General features: G+C 57.3%; 17 protein-coding genes. 4 read left to right on the forward strand and 13 right to left on the reverse strand.

Annotated elements, in window-relative coordinates:
• Positions 1-122 precede the first annotated feature (122 nt).
• From atpB to rpmH, 11 genes are all read right to left on the reverse strand, one after another.
• Positions 123-992 (reverse strand): F0F1 ATP synthase subunit A, encoded by an 870-nt coding sequence (gene atpB / locus SOP85_RS01085; protein WP_192307236.1) that lies wholly within the window; start codon positions 990-992, stop codon positions 123-125.
• Between the two features lie 16 nt (positions 993-1,008).
• Entirely contained in the window at positions 1,009-1,416 is a 408-nt protein-coding gene (locus SOP85_RS01090; RefSeq protein WP_007969901.1) for a F0F1 ATP synthase subunit I, read from the reverse strand.
• A gap of 148 nt (positions 1,417-1,564) precedes the next feature.
• The gene (locus SOP85_RS01095; RefSeq protein ID WP_046818611.1) at positions 1,565-2,437 is read right to left on the reverse strand and encodes a ParB/RepB/Spo0J family partition protein; all 873 of its coding nucleotides are present in this window, start codon (positions 2,435-2,437) and stop codon (positions 1,565-1,567) included.
• 9 nt (positions 2,438-2,446) lie between these two features.
• Positions 2,447-3,244 carry a ParA family protein gene (locus SOP85_RS01100; RefSeq protein WP_008064610.1) on the reverse strand — a complete coding sequence of 266 codons (798 nt, stop codon included), beginning with the start codon at positions 3,242-3,244 and terminating at the stop codon, positions 2,447-2,449.
• An 18-nt stretch (positions 3,245-3,262) separates the two neighbouring features.
• Positions 3,263-3,907, reverse strand: coding sequence for a 16S rRNA (guanine(527)-N(7))-methyltransferase RsmG (gene rsmG, locus SOP85_RS01105; RefSeq protein WP_274073780.1), 645 nt, complete (start codon positions 3,905-3,907; stop codon positions 3,263-3,265).
• Positions 3,904-5,802 carry a tRNA uridine-5-carboxymethylaminomethyl(34) synthesis enzyme MnmG gene (gene mnmG / locus SOP85_RS01110; protein WP_046818613.1) on the reverse strand — a complete coding sequence of 633 codons (1,899 nt, stop codon included), beginning with the start codon at positions 5,800-5,802 and terminating at the stop codon, positions 3,904-3,906. The genes rsmG and mnmG overlap by 4 nt, the downstream gene beginning before the upstream one ends.
• 630 nt (positions 5,803-6,432) lie before the next feature.
• Positions 6,433-7,803, reverse strand: a complete 1,371-nt coding sequence (mnmE, locus tag SOP85_RS01115; protein WP_323625757.1) for a tRNA uridine-5-carboxymethylaminomethyl(34) synthesis GTPase MnmE — start codon at positions 7,801-7,803, stop codon at positions 6,433-6,435.
• A 79-nt stretch (positions 7,804-7,882) separates the two neighbouring features.
• A complete protein-coding gene (gene yidC / locus SOP85_RS01120; protein WP_274073782.1) occupies positions 7,883-9,562 on the reverse strand; it encodes a membrane protein insertase YidC in 1,680 nt (559 codons plus the stop codon).
• 2 nt (positions 9,563-9,564) lie between these two features.
• On the reverse strand, positions 9,565-9,810 hold the full coding sequence (gene yidD / locus SOP85_RS01125) for a membrane protein insertion efficiency factor YidD (protein WP_080725322.1): 246 nt from the start codon (positions 9,808-9,810) through the stop codon (positions 9,565-9,567).
• Complete coding sequence (gene rnpA, locus SOP85_RS01130) at positions 9,803-10,204, reverse strand: ribonuclease P protein component (RefSeq protein WP_323625779.1); 402 nt, start codon at positions 10,202-10,204, stop codon at positions 9,803-9,805. Before rnpA ends, yidD begins: the two co-directional genes overlap by 8 nt.
• A 16-nt stretch (positions 10,205-10,220) precedes the next feature.
• Positions 10,221-10,355 carry a 50S ribosomal protein L34 gene (gene rpmH / locus SOP85_RS01135; RefSeq protein ID WP_003213577.1) on the reverse strand — a complete coding sequence of 45 codons (135 nt, stop codon included), beginning with the start codon at positions 10,353-10,355 and terminating at the stop codon, positions 10,221-10,223.
• A gap of 567 nt (positions 10,356-10,922) precedes the next feature.
• On the opposite strand from rpmH, the gene dnaA reads away from it, so the two are divergent.
• Genes dnaA through gyrB form a run of 4 tightly spaced genes read left to right on the forward strand, consistent with a single transcriptional unit; the run spans position 10,923 to position 17,132 of the window.
• Positions 10,923-12,443: a chromosomal replication initiator protein DnaA gene (gene dnaA, locus SOP85_RS01140; RefSeq protein ID WP_274073783.1), complete on the forward strand. Its 1,521-nt coding sequence runs from the start codon at positions 10,923-10,925 to the stop codon at positions 12,441-12,443.
• 38 nt (positions 12,444-12,481) lie between these two features.
• Positions 12,482-13,585: a DNA polymerase III subunit beta gene (gene dnaN, locus SOP85_RS01145; protein ID WP_274073784.1), complete on the forward strand. Its 1,104-nt coding sequence runs from the start codon at positions 12,482-12,484 to the stop codon at positions 13,583-13,585.
• Between the two features lie 20 nt (positions 13,586-13,605).
• Positions 13,606-14,709, forward strand: a complete 1,104-nt coding sequence (gene recF, locus SOP85_RS01150; protein WP_008064628.1) for a DNA replication/repair protein RecF — start codon at positions 13,606-13,608, stop codon at positions 14,707-14,709.
• A 5-nt stretch (positions 14,710-14,714) separates the two neighbouring features.
• The gene (gene gyrB / locus SOP85_RS01155; RefSeq protein ID WP_077185067.1) at positions 14,715-17,132 is read left to right on the forward strand and encodes a DNA topoisomerase (ATP-hydrolyzing) subunit B; all 2,418 of its coding nucleotides are present in this window, start codon (positions 14,715-14,717) and stop codon (positions 17,130-17,132) included.
• A gap of 243 nt (positions 17,133-17,375) precedes the next feature.
• Here gyrB and SOP85_RS01160 read toward each other — a convergent pair whose 3' ends face one another.
• Complete coding sequence (locus tag SOP85_RS01160) at positions 17,376-18,155, reverse strand: lysophospholipid acyltransferase family protein (RefSeq protein ID WP_274073785.1); 780 nt, start codon at positions 18,153-18,155, stop codon at positions 17,376-17,378.
• 67 nt (positions 18,156-18,222) lie between these two features.
• A complete protein-coding gene (gene gmhB / locus SOP85_RS01165; RefSeq protein WP_323607369.1) occupies positions 18,223-18,756 on the reverse strand; it encodes a D-glycero-beta-D-manno-heptose 1,7-bisphosphate 7-phosphatase in 534 nt (177 codons plus the stop codon).
• Position 18,757: the final 1 nt, after the last annotated feature.

Consider the following 18,757-nt stretch of genomic DNA (forward strand, 5'->3'; position numbering starts at 1 on the left):
CTTTTACGTCGTATGGTTTAGGTTTTTTTAATTTAAAGCGGTAAAACAAATCGTTTCAGATGCCCCGTGAGGAGCACCCTCCCGTTTGACCGGGAGGGACATCAGACTAGTCGAGACTGGTCTTAATGGTTTTCTTCGTGCGCCATCGACAGGTAGACGATGGTCAGCATCATGAAGATGAACGCCTGCAGGGTGATGATCAGGATGTGGAACACAGCCCACGCCCACTGCAGAACAACGCCCAGGCCACTAAGCCAGAGCAGACCGCTGCCGAACATCACAGCAATCAGGATGAAGACCAGCTCGCCGGCATACATGTTGCCGAACAGACGCAGAGCCAGGGAGATCGGCTTGGCGATCAGGGTCACGAATTCCAGCAGGAAGTTCACCGGGATCAGCAGGGCCTGAACGAAGATGTTCTTGCTGCCGAACGGGTGCAGGGTCAGCTCGCCGATGAAGCCGCCGAGGCCCTTGACCTTGATGCTGTAGAAAATGATCAGTGCGAAAACCGAGAACGCCATGCCCAGGGTCGCGTTCGGGTCGGTAGTCGACACGGCGCGGAACGGGATGTGCTGGTCGCCGGAGATCAGGATGGCCAGCTGAGGAATCCAGTCGACCGGTACCAGGTCGACGGCGTTCATCAGGAACACCCAGACGAAGATGGTCAGTGCCAGCGGTGCAATCACCGGGCTACGGCCATGGAAGCTGTCTTTCACGCTGCCATCGACGAATTCGACCAATACTTCAACGAAGTTCTGCAAAGCACCTGGTTGACCGGAAGTCGCTTTCTTCGCCGCCATGCGGAAAAGAAGAACGAAGATCAGACCCAATGCGACCGACCAGCCGAGAGTATCGACGTGGAAAGCCCAGAAGCCCATTTCCTTGGCTTCTGCTGCGGTGTGGGCAAAGCCCCAGCCGCCGGTAGGGTGCTGACCGAAGGTCAGGTTCTGCAAGTGGTGCTGGATATAGCCCGAAGCGGTTGTTTCTGCCATGGTTGCCTCAAACGCCCTAAGGTCTCGAAAGTCTTGTTCTCATCAGCAGGGGAGCGAACCAGCTGACTGACTGAGTCAGCACGAAGACACCGAATACTGCAATCGGTGCCAATGGCTTCACACCTGCAAACACCAGTGCAAACAGCACTGCCGTCAAAATCAGTTTGCCTGCCTCGCCGGCATAAAAAGACCGGACGATGGACTGGGCTGCTCGGGCGCCGGAAAACCGAAATGCCCTGTGAGCGAAATAAACATTGGGCAGCAAGGCTATCAGGCCTCCGCAAAGTCCCGAGTACCCGGCAACGACTCCCCGCCATTGCCAGAGCGCCAAAGCAGCGATCAGCAAAACGACAAATTGAGCCATTAGCACCGGAAAAACTGCCAGGCGATGGAAGGGCAAGCGGTTTGGCGTGCGGGTTTCCATCACTTTTGCTCTCCAATGGTCGGCTGCCAGAATTCAATAACTTGGCATAATTTGTGCCGACAAAATGCGCGCAGAGTATAGGGGCGGTTCAGCCCCTATTCAACTGTCAGGTAGTGATTTCCGACTGCGCGCTACATGAGGAAATGTTTCAGCGAATGTGTGCGAGCACACCCTGAAGTTCATCCAGGGAGTTGTAACCAATGACCAGTTGCCCTTTACCCTTCTTTCCATGGCGAATCTGCACCGCAGAGCCTAGGCGCTCGGCCAGGCGCTGTTCCAGGCGGGCAATATCCGGGTCCGGTTTTGGGGTTTCCACAGGCTCCGGTTTGCCACTCAACCACTGGCGAACCAGTGCTTCAGTCTGGCGCACGGTCAGTCCGCGTGCGACAACATGTCGCGCCCCTTCAACCTGTTGATTTTCCGGCAAACCGAGCAATGCACGAGCATGCCCCATTTCCAGGTCGCCATGGGAAAGCATGGTCTTGATGACTTCCGGCAGGGAAATCAGGCGCAGCAGGTTGGCCACGGTGACCCGGGACTTGCCCACGGCTTCGGCGACCTGTTGCTGTGTGAGCTGGAATTCCGTTTGCAGGCGCTGCAAGGCCACCGCTTCTTCGATCGGATTGAGGTCTTCGCGCTGGATGTTCTCGATCAGCGCGATGGCGATCGCGGTTTCATCCGGGACATCGCGCACCATCGCCGGAATGGTTTCCTGGCCAGCTTGCTGGCTGGCGCGCCAGCGGCGTTCACCGGCAATGATTTCGTAACGGCCGCTACCGATCGGCCGCACCACGATCGGCTGCATCACGCCCTGGGCCTTGATCGATTGCGCCAGCTCTTCGAGCGCCTGGGGATCCATGTCTCGACGCGGCTGGTACTTGCCGCGCTGCAGCAGGTCCAGCGGCAGGTGTTGCAGCTCGCGCGAATCGGCTTGCACCGCCTGTTCTTCCAGCGCGCTGACACTCGGACCACTCAGCAGTGCATCCAGTCCACGTCCGAGACCTCGTTTCTTGACGGCCATGGGGATTCCTTAAGTTGCCTGAGCAGCGGCGATGCGTGAGTTTTTGCGTTGACGACGGACCATCTCGCCCGCCAGGGCCAGATAGGCCACGGCACCGCGCGATGATTTGTCGTACGCCAGCGCCGGCATGCCGTAGCTCGGCGCTTCGGCCAGGCGAATGTTGCGCGGAATGACCGTGTCGTACAGCTGGTCGCCGAAGTGTTCCTTGAGCTGGGCCGATACGTCGTTCATCAGGCTCAGGCGCGGGTCGTACATCGTGCGCAAAAGGCCTTCGACCTTGAGGTTCGGATTGAGCAGCTCGGCGATGCGCTTGATGTTATCCACAAGGTCGCTCAAGCCTTCGAGTGCGAAGTACTCGCACTGCATGGGGATAATCACCCCGTCGGCGGCAACCAGTGCGTTCAAGGTCAGCATCGACAGCGATGGCGGGCAGTCGATCAGGATGTAGTCGTAGTTTTCACGGATCGGCGCCAGCGCACTGCGCAGGCGGCTTTCCTTCATCTGCATTTCCAGCAGAACCACTTCGGCCGCGGTCAGGTCACGGTTGGCCGGCAACAGCTGGTAACCGCCGTGCTCGGAGAAATGCATGGCCTGGGCCAGGTCGCACTCCCCGATCAGCAGGTCATAGACCGAGTTTTCCAGGCCGTGTTTGTCCACACCGCTACCCATGGTGGCGTTGCCCTGTGGATCGAGATCGATCAGCAATACCCGACGCTTGGTCGCGACCAGGGATGCTGCGAGGTTGATACAGGTGGTGGTCTTGCCCACACCACCCTTTTGGTTCGCTATTGCGAATACCTTAGCCATTCTTGCTTGTGTTCCCAATCATGCCGTGCGGCGCAGTATCAGCAGATGGCGTTGGCCTTGGCAACCAGGTACGGCCAGGGCGTGTTCGCTATCGAGGTGGAAGTCTGTCGGCAATGCTACCAGCTCATCGGCGGGATGAACGCCCTTCATTGCCAGCCAGCGCGTATCGGTGTCACCAAGGTGGCGCGTCCAGTTGCTGAAGTTCTCCATGCTGCTGAAGGCCCGGGAAATGATCCCGTTGAAGGGCTGTGCAGGCTGGAACGCTTCGACGCGACTGTGGATAACTTGCAGGTTGTCCAGTTTCAGCTCGAGTTTGACCTGGGTCAGGAAGCGGGTCTTCTTGCCGTTGCTGTCCAGGCAGGTCACTTGCGACTCGGGAAACAGGATGGCCAGGGGAATGCCCGGCATGCCGCCACCGCTGCCAACATCGAGCCAGCGACCGTTTTCGACGAACGACATCACGCTCAGGCTATCGAGCAAATGACGCGACACCATTTCATCGGGATCGCGCACGGCCGTGAGGTTGTAGGCCTTGTTCCATTTTATCAACAGGGCCAGATAACCCAGCAGTTGTGCCTGCTGGGTTTCGCTCAAAGCCACACCGAGCTCGCGAGCACCTGTGGATAACTCTTCTGCGTGTTGCGGGGTGACCAACGAACTCAAGCGCTTTGCTCCAACTGACGGCCCGCGCCGCGTTTTTTCAAATGAATCATCAACAGGGAAATGGCTGCCGGTGTCACGCCCGGGATACGTGATGCCTGACCCAATGTCTCTGGACGGGTCGCGCCGAGCTTGCTCTGGATCTCTTTGGAGAGACCGGAAATGTTCGTGTAATCGATATCCACAGGCAGTTTGGTGTCTTCGCTGGCCCGCAGACGCGCGATTTCATCCTGTTGACGATCGATGTAGCCGGCGTATTTGGTCTTGATTTCGACCTGTTCGGCCACCTGTGGATCTTCCGCGCCACCACCGGTGACGGCGATCAGACCAGCGTAGTCGATTTCCGGACGGCTCAGCAGATTGAGCAGGTTGTATTCGTGAGTCAGCGGCGTGCCGAATTTTTCCGCGATCGCATCGCCCTGTTCGGTGCCCGGACGTACCCAGGTACTTTTCAGGCGTTGCTCTTCCAGCTCGATGCTTTCGCGTTTTTTGCAGAACGCTGCCCAGCGCGCGTCATCGACCAGACCCAATTCGCGACCTTTTTCGGTCAAGCGCAGATCGGCGTTGTCTTCGCGCAGGATCAGGCGGTATTCGGCACGGGATGTGAACATCCGGTACGGCTCCTGAGTGCCGAGGGTAATCAGGTCGTCGACCAGAACGCCGATGTAGGCTTCGTCGCGACGCGGACACCAGGCATCTTTGCCTTGAGCACGCAGCGCGGCGTTGGTTCCGGCAAGCAAACCCTGGGCGCCGGCTTCTTCGTAACCGGTGGTGCCGTTGATTTGCCCGGCAAAGAACAGGCCGCCGATGACTTTGGTTTCCAGGCTGTACTTCAGGTCACGCGGGTCGAAGTAGTCGTATTCGATGGCGTAGCCCGGGCGCACGATGTGTGCGTTTTCCATGCCGCGGATCGATTGCACGATCTGCAATTGCACGTCGAACGGCAAGGAAGTGGAAATTCCGTTCGGGTACAGCTCATTGGTGGTCAAGCCTTCCGGTTCGATGAAAACCTGGTGGCTTTGCTTGTCGGCAAAGCGATGGATCTTGTCTTCGATCGACGGGCAGTAACGCGGGCCGATGCCTTCGATTTCACCCGCAGCCGAATACATCGGCGAACGGTCGAGGTTCGCGGCAATGATTTCGTGAGTGCGCGCGTTGGTGTGGGTGATCCAGCAGCTGACCTGTTGTGGGTGCTGCTCCTTGGAGCCCATGAACGACATCACTGGAATCGGCGTATCGCCGGCCTGCTCGGTCATCACCGAGAAATCCACAGACCGGGCGTCGATACGCGGCGGCGTTCCGGTTTTCAGGCGACCGACCCGCAGCGGCAATTCACGAAGGCGTTGAGCCAGGGCGATCGACGGCGGATCACCGGCGCGTCCGCCGGAAAAATTCTGCAAACCGATGTGGATAAGTCCACCGAGGAAGGTACCGGTGGTCAACACCACGGAATCGGCCAGGAAACGCAGGCCCATTTGGGTGACAACACCGCGCACTTGTTCCTGCTCGACGATCAGGTCGTCTGCAGCCTGTTGAAATATCCACAGGTTCGGCTGGTTTTCCAGGATTTCGCGGACAGCGGCCTTGTATAGAACCCGGTCGGCTTGCGCACGAGTCGCCCGTACGGCTGGGCCTTTGCGGCTGTTCAACACGCGAAACTGGATGCCGCCTTTATCGGTAGCAATGGCCATCGCGCCGCCCAGGGCGTCGATTTCCTTGACCAGATGACTTTTGCCGATCCCGCCAATGGCCGGGTTGCAACTCATGGCACCGAGGGTTTCCACGTTATGCGTCAGCAACAGGGTCTTGACTCCCATACGTGCTGAGGCCAGTGCTGCCTCGGTACCGGCATGACCGCCGCCGATGACGATCACTTCAAAACGGGAAGGGAAATCCACCACGCACCTCGTGCCTGCTTAAGTAGGTAATTCAGGAATAGTTTGAGCTCAGGTTTTTGGACCTGGTCGACAAGTATAGGGACTTCGCCCTTCCTAAAGAACCCTTTGCACAAAATTTAACCAGCTGTGGAGAAGTGGCGGTTATAGAAATTAAAAAGAGAGAAATTTATTAAATCTTTGTTTTTATGTTTATTTCTACTGACATGCCTTTCTGTGGATAGATTGTTACAGGCCTTTAAATTCAATGTGTACAGAGATTCAAAACCCTGTGGTCATGTGCCTATGAGGCCCTTGGATAACCGGTTTAAGCCTGTGGATGAATGGGGTGCTTATCCACAGGGGTGGTTATCTTCAGTTTTGAGGCCCTGTTATCAACTGGCCTTAGCTGCGGTTATTCACAGGGCTTAATCCACAGGAAAACGTGGATCAGTCAGATCCTGGGCACAGAAAATCCGCTCAAGCAGGGGGAAATCTGCTCGGCACTGGACGAAATCAAGAGAAAGGAAGAAACAGACAGGCTTAAAAGCAGACCCTTGTAGGAGCGAGCTCGCTCGCGATGGAGCTAAGGGCGACACGTTTAACCAGCAATACACGCGTCATCGTTAACGTCCATCGCGAGCAAGCTTGCTCCTACTTACCGATGCAGAAGCTGGAGAAGATTCGACCCAACAGGTCATCGGAGCTGAACGCACCGGTGATTTCGCCCAGGGACTGCTGAGCTTGGCGCAAATCCTCGGCCAGCAACTCACCGGCACCCGCCAGGGTCAGCTGCGCGCGGCCATGCTCAAGGGACGCACTCGCATGACGCAATGCTTCCAGGTGGCGCCTGCGCGCACTGAAGCTGCTTTCCGAGGTTTGTTCATAGCCCATGCATGCCTTCAAGTGGTCGCGCAGCAGCTCAAGGCCAACCCCTGCAGACTTGGCGCTGAGGCTGATGGTGACGTGCCCGTCATCGCTGACTTCCAGGGCCATGGCTTCACCGGTGAGGTCGGCCTTGTTACGGATCAGCGTGACTTTCGCCGGATCAGGGCGGGTTTCGAGGAACTCAGGCCATAACGCAAAAGGATCGAGGGCTTCCGGCGCGGTCGCATCGACCACCAGCAGGACCCGATCGGCCTCGCCAATGGCTTTCAACGCCCGCTCCACACCAATCTTTTCCACATGGTCATCGGTATCGCGCAGCCCGGCGGTATCCACCACATGCAGGGGCATGCCATCGATGTGGATATGTTCGCGCAGGACGTCCCGCGTGGTGCCGGCGATCTCGGTGACGATGGCCGCTTCGCGACCGGCCAGTGCATTGAGCAGGCTGGATTTTCCAGCATTCGGACGACCGGCGATGACCACCGTCATGCCATCGCGCAGCAAGGCACCCTGCCCGGCTTCGCGCATGACGGTGGATAACTCGTCGCGAACTTTGTCGAGCATGCTCAATACGTGGCCATCGGCCAGGAAGTCGATTTCTTCCTCCGGAAAGTCGATCGCCGCTTCGACATAAATCCGCAGGCCGATCAGTTGTTCCGTGAGGTTATGTACACGCGCCGAAAAGGCGCCTTGCAAGGAGCGCAATGCGTTGCGAGCTGCTTGTGCAGAACTGGCTTCGATCAGGTCGGCGATGGCTTCGGCCTGGGCCAGGTCGAGCTTGTCGTTCAAAAATGCCCGCTCACTGAATTCACCCGGCCGGGCCAGGCGGCAACCCAGTTCAAGACAGCGCTGCAGCAGCATATCCAGGACGACCGGACCACCGTGCCCCTGTAATTCCAGTACATCTTCGCCGGTGAACGAGTTCGGTCCGGGAAAATACAGCGCGATGCCCTGATCGAGCACCTCGTCGTTTTCACCCAGGAACGGTCCGTAATGAGCGAACCGCGGTTTAAGTTCACGACCGCTGAAGGCCTTGGCCGCAATGCTGGCCAAAGGCCCGGAAATACGCACGATGCCGACACCGCCACGACCCTGGGCAGTGGCGACGGCGGCAATGGTTTCACGAGGAGCGCTCATAAACCGGTATCCAGACAAAAGTGACAGATAGCAAAACGCCCCACTAGGGGGCGTTTTGAGTGGTTACCCACAGTGTAAGTCAGGCAGTCGCTTTGGCAGCTGCTTCGATCTTACGAGTGATGTACCACTGTTGGGCGATCGACAGGCAGTTGTTCACTACCCAGTACAGCACCAGACCAGCCGGGAACCACAGGAAGAAGAAGGTGAAGATGATTGGCATCAGCTTCATCACCTTGGCCTGCATCGGATCCGGTGGAGTCGGGTTCAACTGCTGCTGGATGAACATGGTTGCACCCATGATGATCGGCAGGATGAAGAACGGATCCTTGATCGACAGGTCGGTAATCCACAGCATGAACGGCGCTTGGCGCATTTCAACGCTTTCCAGCAGAACCCAGTACAACGAAAGGAATACCGGCATCTGCACGAGGATTGGCAAGCAACCACCCAGCGGATTGATCTTCTCTTTCTTGTACAGCTCCATCATGGCTTGCGACATTTTCTGCCGGTCATCGCCATGTTGCTCTTTCAGCGCAGCCAGTTTCGGAGCCACTGCACGCATGCGCGCCATGGATTTGTAGCTGGCGGCCGACAACGGGAAGAAGATCCCCTTGATCAGCATGGTCAGGAAGATAATCGACCAGCCCCAGTTACCCACAATGGCGTGGATGTGTTGCAGCAACCAGAAGATCGGTTGAGCGATGAACCACAGGATGCCGTAGTCGACAGTCAGTTCCAGACCTGGGGACAACTCTTTGAGCACAGCCTGGCTTTTCGGACCGGCGTACAGAGTAGCGCTGGTTTCAGCCTTGGCACCCGGAGCAACGGTCAACGAAGGACCGGTGTAACCGATGATGTAGTTGCCTTTGCTGTCTTTACGGGTCTGGACGACGTTGTTTTCGCCCTTCGCCGGAATCCACGCGGTCACGAAGTAGTGTTGCAACCAGGCAACCCAACCGCCGGTAACGGTTTCTTTCAGCTGCGCCTTGTCCATGTCCTTCATGGACACTTTCTTGTACGGCTCCGAACTTGTCCACAGGGCGGCGCCCAGGTAAGTCGCGGTACCGGTGGCGGTGCTGGAAGACGGATCGGAGCTGGCGTCACGCTTCAATTGCGCGAACATTGCACCGGACCAAGGCTGTGCGCTCTGGTTGTCGATCAGGTAGGACACGGTTACGTCGTACAGGCCGCGTTTCAGAGTGAAACGCTTGATGTAGTTGACGCCGTCCTTGCTGAACTTCAGGTCCACGACCAATTGGTCCTGACCGTCAGCCAGCTGATAAACCTTCTTCTCTGCCGAGTAAATCGGACGACCGGCAGGACTTGCATCCGGGCCGTTGCTGCCAATCAGGCCACTTTGCGCCAGATAAGTCCGTTCGTTGCCGTTGTCGAACAGCTGGAACGGAATCTCCGGATGGTCCTGACGACGTGGATACAGCGGCAATTTCAGTTGGGCAACATCACCACCCTGTGGATCGATGGCCAGATCGAGCACATCCGTTTTGATCTGGATGAGGTCGGTGCTCGCCGCTACCGGAGTTTCGGCAGGTGCGCTGGTATCGTTTGCGGCGTGCGGAATGTCGTCACTGACGGACGCTTTATTGCCAGTGGCCGTATCCGGGAGGCCCGGTGCGGTCGTACTGGAAGCAACATTCTGAGTCGGCAAGGCAGCCTGGCCATAGTCCTGGTTCCATTTAAGAACCATAACGTAGGACACGATTGCCAGGGCGACGATCAGGATCGTGCGTTTGATATCCATGATTACTCGGCCATCGAAGAAGAACGGGAGGTAGGGATAGATGGAACCGGGTCATAACCACCGGGATTCCACGGATGACAGCGACCTAAACGACGAAAGGTCAGCCAGCCACCGCGAAGAAGGCCATGATTTTCAATGGCTTCTAACGCGTAGCAGGAACAACTGGGGTAGAAACGACAGTGACTGGCCATCAGGGGACTAATGGCGTAGCGATAAAACTGGATCGGAACGAGTGCCAGTTTACGCATCGGGACTGTCTACCCCTACAGTTTCGGTTTTGACTGCTGGTACTGGCGTGTTGCGTGCCAGACGCTTCCAGAGTTTGCCGAAATGCTGAATCAATTCGGGGTTTTCTACGTCACCCAAACCTTTGCGCGCGACGATAACGATGTCCCAGCCTGCCAGTGAATCCTGGTTCAGGCGAAACGATTCGCGCATCAGACGTTTGAGGCGATTGCGCTCGACGGAGAGCTTTACGCTCTTTTTCCCGATAACCAGCCCGAGACGGGGGTGATCAAGATCGTTTTTGCGCGCAAGGAGCAGGAGATTTTTCCCCGGAACCTTGCCGGTAGGGGAGTCAAAGACCGCCTTGAAATGCCGGGGGGTAAGCAGACGCTTTTCCCGACTGAAGTCCTGACTCACCTCCAGTGCCGGATTATCAAACTGCCAGACGCGCACGACCTTTGGCGCGACGACGCGACAGGACGGCACGACCGTTCTTGGTAGCCATGCGAGCACGGAAACCGTGGGTACGAGCGCGTTTGATAGTGCTTGGTTGGAAAGTACGTTTCATTGTCGTGTTACCTGGTTCGTCCACAACGGGCCGGAATGGCCCCCGTTTTAAGAGACCGGGGATTCTAGAGAAAGCAAGCCTCTAGGTCAATTTCCAACCAACGTTTCCTTATAAATAGATCTCCGGAGGTTTTGCCTGGTCAGGATCCTCAGGCAAATATAAAAATAAGAAAGGAAAGTATTTAAAGCTTTTCTGTAAAGCTTATAAAAGCTTAGGGCGCGGGTATCTGTGGATAAGTGCCTAGAGCCCTTGTTTCATCGCATGTACAGCGAATGACAACTACAGTGGAAAACGGTGTTCAGGCTGTGCTGCGCGGTCGGATAACCTGTGTGTGGAAAGCGCTGTTATCCACAGGCAGGTTATCCACCGAGTTTCGCCCCCACTTGTGCAATGAGCTTAGAGGTGGTTATCCACAGGGCTTATGCACAGACCATTGGTCGTCTTTTTTGCGTATAAAACCCTGATTGTTCTCGGTTCATGACCCACCTACGTGTGGATAAGTCGGCGTCTGGCCGTTACAATGGCCGCTTGTTTTTGCCTCACCGGCTTTCAACTTAGGGGATATCCGTGTCAGTGGAACTTTGGCAGCAGTGCGTGGAGCTTTTGCGCGATGAGCTGCCTGCCCAACAATTCAACACTTGGATCCGTCCACTACAGGTCGAAGCCGAAGGCGACGAGTTGCGTGTCTATGCACCCAATCGTTTTGTCCTGGACTGGGTCAACGAGAAATACCTGAGCCGCGTGCTGGAATTGCTCGACGAGCACGGCAACGGCATGGCGCCTGCGCTTTCCTTATTAATAGGCAGCAAACGCAGCTCAGCTCCGCGTGCTGCACCGAATGCGCCGCTGGCTGCCGCCGCGGCGTCCCAGGTTCAGGCAGCTGCAGCTGCTGCCGCGCCTGCGGCCCCCGCCCCATCACCGGCCAAGCGTGCGACGCAAAAAACCGCTGAAGTGGCTGAGCAAGAGCCTTCTCGTGACAGCTTCGACCCAATGGCCGGCGCCAGTTCGCAACAGGCACCGGTGCGCGCCGAGCAACGCACTGTTCAGGTTGAAGGCGCCCTCAAGCACACCAGCTACCTGAACCGCACCTTTACCTTCGAAAACTTCGTTGAGGGCAAGTCCAACCAACTGGCCCGGGCTGCGGCCTGGCAAGTGGCGGACAACCCCAAGCACGGATACAACCCGCTCTTCCTTTATGGTGGTGTAGGTCTGGGTAAAACCCACTTGATGCATGCTGTGGGTAACCACCTATTAAAGAAGAACCCGAATGCCAAGGTCGTGTACCTGCATTCCGAGCGCTTCGTGGCCGACATGGTCAAGGCGCTGCAACTGAACGCGATCAACGAATTCAAGCGCTTCTACCGTTCGGTGGATGCATTGCTGATCGACGATATTCAGTTTTTCGCTCGCAAGGAGCGCTCCCAGGAAGAGTTTTTCCACACCTTCAACGCCCTGCTTGAAGGTGGCCAGCAGGTCATTCTCACCAGTGACCGCTATCCGAAAGAAATCGAAGGCCTTGAAGAACGACTGAAGTCCCGCTTCGGCTGGGGCCTCACGGTGGCCGTAGAGCCGCCGGAACTGGAAACCCGTGTCGCGATCCTGATGAAGAAGGCCGACCAGGCCAAGGTCGAATTGCCACACGATGCCGCGTTCTTCATTGCCCAACGCATTCGCTCCAACGTCCGTGAACTGGAAGGTGCGCTCAAGCGCGTCATCGCCCATTCGCACTTTATGGGGCGCGATATCACCATCGAGTTGATTCGCGAGTCCCTGAAGGACCTGTTGGCGCTGCAAGACAAACTGGTCTCTGTGGATAACATTCAGCGCACGGTCGCCGAGTACTACAAGATCAAGATCTCCGATTTGTTGTCCAAACGTCGTTCGCGTTCGGTTGCCCGTCCACGTCAGGTCGCCATGGCGTTGTCCAAGGAACTCACCAACCACAGCCTGCCGGAAATCGGTGATGTGTTTGGTGGGCGTGACCACACGACTGTTTTGCACGCCTGCCGCAAGATCAACGAACTTAAGGAATCCGACGCGGACATCCGCGAGGACTACAAGAACCTGCTGCGTACACTGACCACTTGATGAACACCAGCGCAGCTTTTAAGGCAAGGGACTAGACCATGCATTTCACCATTCAACGCGAAGCCCTGTTGAAACCCCTGCAACTGGTCGCAGGCGTCGTCGAGCGCCGACAGACCTTGCCGGTTCTCTCCAACGTGCTGCTGGTTGTCGAAGGCCAGCAGTTGTCGCTGACCGGTACCGACCTGGAAGTCGAGCTGGTCGGTCGCGTGCAACTCGAAGAGCCTGCTGAAACAGGTTCCATCACCGTGCCTGCACGTAAGCTGATGGACATCTGCAAAAGCCTGCCGAACGACGCGCTGATCGATATCAAGGTCGATGAACAGAAGCTGGTGGTGAAGGCTGGCCGTAGCCGCTTCACCCTCTCGACCTTGCCGGCCAACGATTTCCCCACCGTGGAAGAAGGCCCGGGCTCGCTGACCTGCAGTCTCGAACAGAGCAAGCTGCGTCGCCTGATAGAGCGCACCAGTTTCGCCATGGCCCAGCAGGACGTGCGTTACTACCTCAACGGCATGCTGCTGGAAGTCTCGGCGGGCGTCATTCGTGCCGTGGCCACCGACGGCCACCGACTGGCAATGTGCTCGATGCAGGCTGATATCGGCCAGCCGGATCGCCACCAGGTCATCGTGCCGCGCAAGGGTATCCTTGAAATGGCGCGTTTGCTGACCGAGCCAGACGGCATCGTCACTATCGTCCTGGGCCAGCACCACATTCGCGCGACCACCGGTGAGTTCACCTTCACCTCGAAACTGGTCGACGGCAAATTCCCGGACTACGAGCGCGTTCTGCCAAAGGGCGGCGACAAGCTGGTGCTCGGTGATCGTCAGGCGTTGCGTGAGGCTTTCAGCCGTACGGCGATTCTGTCCAACGAAAAGTACCGCGGCATCCGTCTGCAACTGGCTCCTGGCCAGCTGAAGATTCAGGCGAACAACCCGGAGCAGGAGGAAGCGGAAGAAGAGGTTGGCGTAGAGTACAACGGCGGCTCCCTGGAAATCGGCTTCAACGTCAGCTACTTGCTCGACGTACTGGGCGTGATGACCACCGAGCAGGTACGTCTGATCCTGTCCGACTCCAACAGCAGTGCGCTGGTGCAAGAGTCCGACAACGACGACTCGGCCTACGTCGTCATGCCGATGCGTCTGTAATCATGTTCAGCAGAAGCTAGATGTCCCTCAGTCGCGTCTCGGTCACCGCGGTGCGCAATCTGCACCCGGTGACCTTCTCCCCCTCCCCCCGAATCAATATTCTTTACGGCGCCAACGGCAGCGGCAAAACCAGTGTCCTGGAAGCCATTCATCTGCTGGGGCTTGCGCGTTCGTTTCGTAGCACCCGGTTGTTGCCCGTCATTCAATACGAGCAATTGGCGTGCACGGTATTTGGCCAGGTCGAGTTGGCTGAAGGCGGACACAGCGCACTTGGCATCTCCCGGGATCGCCAGGGGGAGTTCCAGATCCGCATCGACGGACAAAACGCGCGCAGTGCCGCGCAACTGGCCGAGATTCTGCCGCTGCAGTTGATCAACCCGGACAGCTTCCGCTTGCTGGAAGGCGCGCCGAAGATTCGCCGACAGTTCCTCGACTGGGGCGTGTTCCACGTGGAACCCCGATTCATGTCCACCTGGCAACGCCTGCAGAAGGCCCTGCGCCAGAGAAACTCTTGGCTGCGGCATGGTACACTTGACGCCGTTTCGCAAGCGGTTTGGGACAGGGAACTGTGCCAGGCCAGCGCTGAAATCGATGAATACCGCCGCGCTTACATCAAAGCCTTGAAGCCAGTCTTTGAACAAACCTTGAGCGAACTGGTTGAGCTCGAAGGTTTGACGCTCAGCTATTACCGAGGCTGGGACAAGGACCGGGAATTGAGCGCCGTACTTGCCGGGTCCCTGCAACGGGATCAGCAAATGGGTCATACCCAGGCCGGACCGCAACGGGCTGATTTGCGTCTTAGATTGGGCGCACACAACGCCGCGGACATTTTGTCCCGGGGTCAGCAAAAGCTTGTGGTCTGTGCATTGCGGATTGCCCAAGGGCACCTGGTGAGCCAGGCCCGACGCGGTCAGTGTATTTATCTGGTGGATGACTTGCCGTCCGAACTGGACGAGCAGCACCGCCGTGCGCTTTGCCGCTTGCTGGAAGACTTACGCTGCCAGGTGTTCATCACCTGTGTAGACCACGAATTATTGAGGGAAGGCTGGCAGACGGAAACGCCAGTCGCCCTGTTCCACGTGGAACAGGGCCGTATCACCCAGACCCACGACCATCGGGAGTGAAGGCATTGAGCGAAGAAAATACGTACGACTCAACGAGCATTAAAGTGCTGAAAGGCCTGGATGCCGTACGCAAACGTCCCGGTATGTACATTGGTGACACCGACGATGGCAGCGGTCTGCACCACATGGTGTTCGAGGTGGTCGATAACTCGATCGACGAAGCGCTCGCCGGCCACTGCGACGACATCAGCATCATCATCCACCCGGACGAATCCATCACCGTTAAAGACAACGGTCGTGGCATCCCGGTAGACGTGCACAAAGAAGAAGGCGTTTCGGCAGCCGAGGTCATCATGACCGTGCTGCACGCCGGCGGTAAGTTCGATGACAACTCCTACAAGGTATCCGGCGGCCTGCACGGCGTAGGCGTGTCGGTAGTGAACGCGCTGTCTGAAGAGCTGGTTCTCACTGTGCGCCGTAGTGGCAAGATCTGGGAACAGACCTACGTACACGGTGTTCCTCAGGAACCGATGAAGATCGTTGGCGACAGCGAAACCACCGGTACCCAGATCCACTTCAAGGCTTCCAGCGAAACCTTCAAGAATATCCACTTCAGCTGGGACATCCTGGCCAAGCGGATTCGTGAACTGTCGTTCCTCAACTCCGGTGTCGGCATCGTCCTCAAGGATGAGCGCAGCGGCAAGGAAGAGTTGTTCAAGTACGAAGGCGGCCTGCGTGCGTTCGTTGAATACCTCAACACCAACAAGACCCCGGTCAACCAGGTGTTCCACTTCAACATCCAGCGTGAAGACGGCATCGGCGTTGAAATCGCCCTGCAGTGGAACGACAGCTTCAACGAGAACCTGTTGTGCTTCACCAACAACATCCCGCAGCGAGACGGCGGTACTCACCTGGTGGGCTTCCGTTCCGCACTGACGCGTAACCTCAACACCTACATCGAAGCCGAAGGCCTGGCGAAGAAGCACAAGGTTGCCACCACCGGTGACGATGCCCGTGAAGGCCTGACCGCGATCATTTCGGTGAAGGTGCCGGATCCGAAGTTCAGCTCCCAGACCAAGGACAAGCTGGTCTCTTCCGAAGTGAAGACCGCGGTCGAACAGGAAATGGGCAAATACTTCTCCGACTTCCTGCTGGAAAACCCGAACGAAGCCAAGCTGGTCGTCGGCAAGATGATCGACGCGGCACGTGCCCGTGAAGCCGCGCGCAAGGCCCGTGAGATGACCCGTCGTAAAGGCGCGCTGGACATCGCTGGCCTGCCGGGCAAACTGGCTGACTGCCAGGAAAAGGACCCTGCCCTCTCCGAACTGTACCTCGTGGAAGGTGACTCCGCGGGCGGCTCTGCCAAGCAGGGACGTAACCGCAAGACCCAGGCGATTCTCCCGCTCAAGGGTAAAATCCTGAACGTCGAGAAGGCACGTTTCGACAAGATGATCTCTTCCCAGGAAGTGGGCACCTTGATCACCGCGCTGGGCTGCGGCATCGGTCGCGAAGAGTACAACATCGACAAGTTGCGTTATCACAACATCATCATCATGACCGATGCTGACGTCGACGGTTCGCACATTCGTACCCTGCTGCTGACCTTCTTCTTCCGTCAGCTGCCGGAGCTGATCGAGCGTGGCTACATCTACATCGCCCAGCCGCCGCTGTACAAGGTGAAGAAAGGCAAGCAAGAGCAATACATCAAAGACGACGACGCCATGGAAGAGTACATGACGCAGTCGGCCCTGGAAGATGCGAGCCTGCACCTGAACGAAGAGGCACCAGGTATCTCTGGCGAAGCCCTTGAGCGTCTGGTGAATGACTTCCGCCTGGTGATGAAGACCCTCAAGCGTCTGTCGCGCCTGTACCCACAGGAACTGACCGAGCACTTCATCTACCTGCCGGCCGTCAGCCTGGAGCAACTGTCCGATCACGCTGCGATGCAGGATTGGCTGGCCCAGTACGAAGTGCGCCTGCGCACCGTCGAGAAGTCCGGCCTGGTCTACAAGGCCAGCCTGCGTGAAGACCGTGAACGTAATGTCTGGCTGCCAGAGGTCGAACTGATCTCCCACGGCCTGTCGAACTACGTCACCTTCAACCGTGACTTCTTCGGCAGCAACGACTACAAGACCGTCGTGTCCCTGGGCGCCCAGCTGAGCACCCTGCTGGACGAGGGCGCGTACATCCAGCGCGGCGAGCGCAAGAAAGCGGTCACCGAGTTCAAGGAAGCCCTGGACTGGTTGATGGCGGAAAGCACCAAGCGCCACACCATCCAGCGATACAAAGGTCTGGGTGAAATGAACCCGGATCAGCTGTGGGAAACCACCATGGATCCGAGCGTTCGCCGGATGCTGAAAGTGACCATCGAAGACGCCATTGGTGCGGACCAGATCTTCAACACCCTGATGGGTGATGCGGTTGAACCTCGTCGTGACTTCATCGAAAGCAATGCCCTGGCGGTTTCCAACCTGGACTTCTGATCCCGGTTAACCCGCTGGACCAAAAAGGCCAACGCTTGCGTTGGCCTTTTTTGTGTCCAGTGAAACACCCACATTACAGGCATAAAAAAACCGGCTATATCAGCCGGTTTTTTTGCGCCCGAAAAAAACTTATGCACGTTTTTTGGTTTTTTAAGCGCTAAAGAAATATCTATATAAATCATTAAGTTAGGAGACGATTTCGACGCTTTTCTCACAAACGGTACACAGCTTATCCACAGAAGCTCAGACAACCACCTGATCGTTGGTAACCGGCGCCTGCGGAGCCGGTGGCAGAGAGCCCATTTCACGCTGCATCTGCTCGTTCCAAGCCTGGACTCGGTCGTTCAATTCGGCGATAGCGCGTGGTCCGCTACCTTCGGCATACATCGGTGCACCGATGATCACGGTGATGACACCCTGCTTCTTCCTCCAACCGGTTTTTGGCCAGAACTTGCCAGCGTTATGCGCAATCGGCAGCACCGGCAGCTCGGCATTCACTGCCAGCGCAGTACCGCCGCGGGAGAATTTGCCGATGGTGCCGTAGGGAACGCGCGTGCCTTCAGGGAAGATCAGCACCCAGACGTTGTCCTTGAGCAATTCATCGCCTTTCTTGGCGACGTGCTTGAGTGCCGCTTTCGGGTTGTCCCGGTCGATGGCGATGGGACGCAGCATGGCCATGGCCCAACCGAAGAATGGCACGTACAGCAGTTCGCGCTTGAGCACCTGGCTCAATGGCGAGAAATAGGCCGAGAGAAAAAAGGTCTCCCAGGTGCTCTGGTGGTTCGACTGGATCACGCAGGGCTGTGCCGGTACGTTCTCGGCACCCTTCACTTCGTAGCGAATGCCCAGGAATACCTTGCTCAGCCACAAGGCGCAGCGGCACCAATAGACGTTGATGAAGCGATAACGCGCCTTGAATGGCAGAAAGGGCGCGATAAAAAAACTCAGGCTGCACCACAGCAGGGAGCTGGTGCCCAGCAGCAGGTAAAAGAGGAAGGTTCTGATGGCCTGCAGTATCGACATGGCGACGTTTACCGTAACGGTTCAAGCGCACTCCCGAACGTTCCTTGGTCAGGATTTCGAAAGCGCTCTAATTGTGGATAAGTTCTGCGGCAATCGCCGCCAGATCGTCGAAAATCAATGTGCCTACCGGAAGGGTCTTGCCCAAAGTCTTTTCGCCTTTCCCGGTCTTTACCAAAACTGGCTGAGAATCGACGGCTTTGGCGGCTTCCAGGTCACCGAGACTATCGCCGACGAACCATAGATTTGTCAGCGATACGTTGTAATGTGCGGCGATGCTTTTCAGCATCCCGGGTTTTGGCTTGCGGCAATCGCAGCCTTCGTCCGGCCCGTGCGGGCAGTAGACGATCAGCCCGACTTCCCCACCCTGCTCGGCCACCAGCGAGCGCAAGCGCTCGTGCATGGCGTCCAGGGTGGCGAGGTCGTAGTAGCCGCGAGCGATGCCCGACTGGTTGGTGGCGACCGCCACCGTCCAGCCGGCCTTGCTCAACTGCGCGATGGCTTCGATCGATCCGGGGAGTGGGATCCACTCCTCCACCGACTTGATGTAAGCGTCGGAGTCGTAATTGATCACCCCGTCCCGATCGAGAATCAGCAGTTTCAAA

The sequence above is a fragment of the Pseudomonas sp. YuFO20 genome, from assembly GCF_035064975.1.
In the GTDB taxonomy this organism is placed as follows: Bacteria; Pseudomonadota; Gammaproteobacteria; order Pseudomonadales; family Pseudomonadaceae; genus Aquipseudomonas; species Aquipseudomonas putida_AE.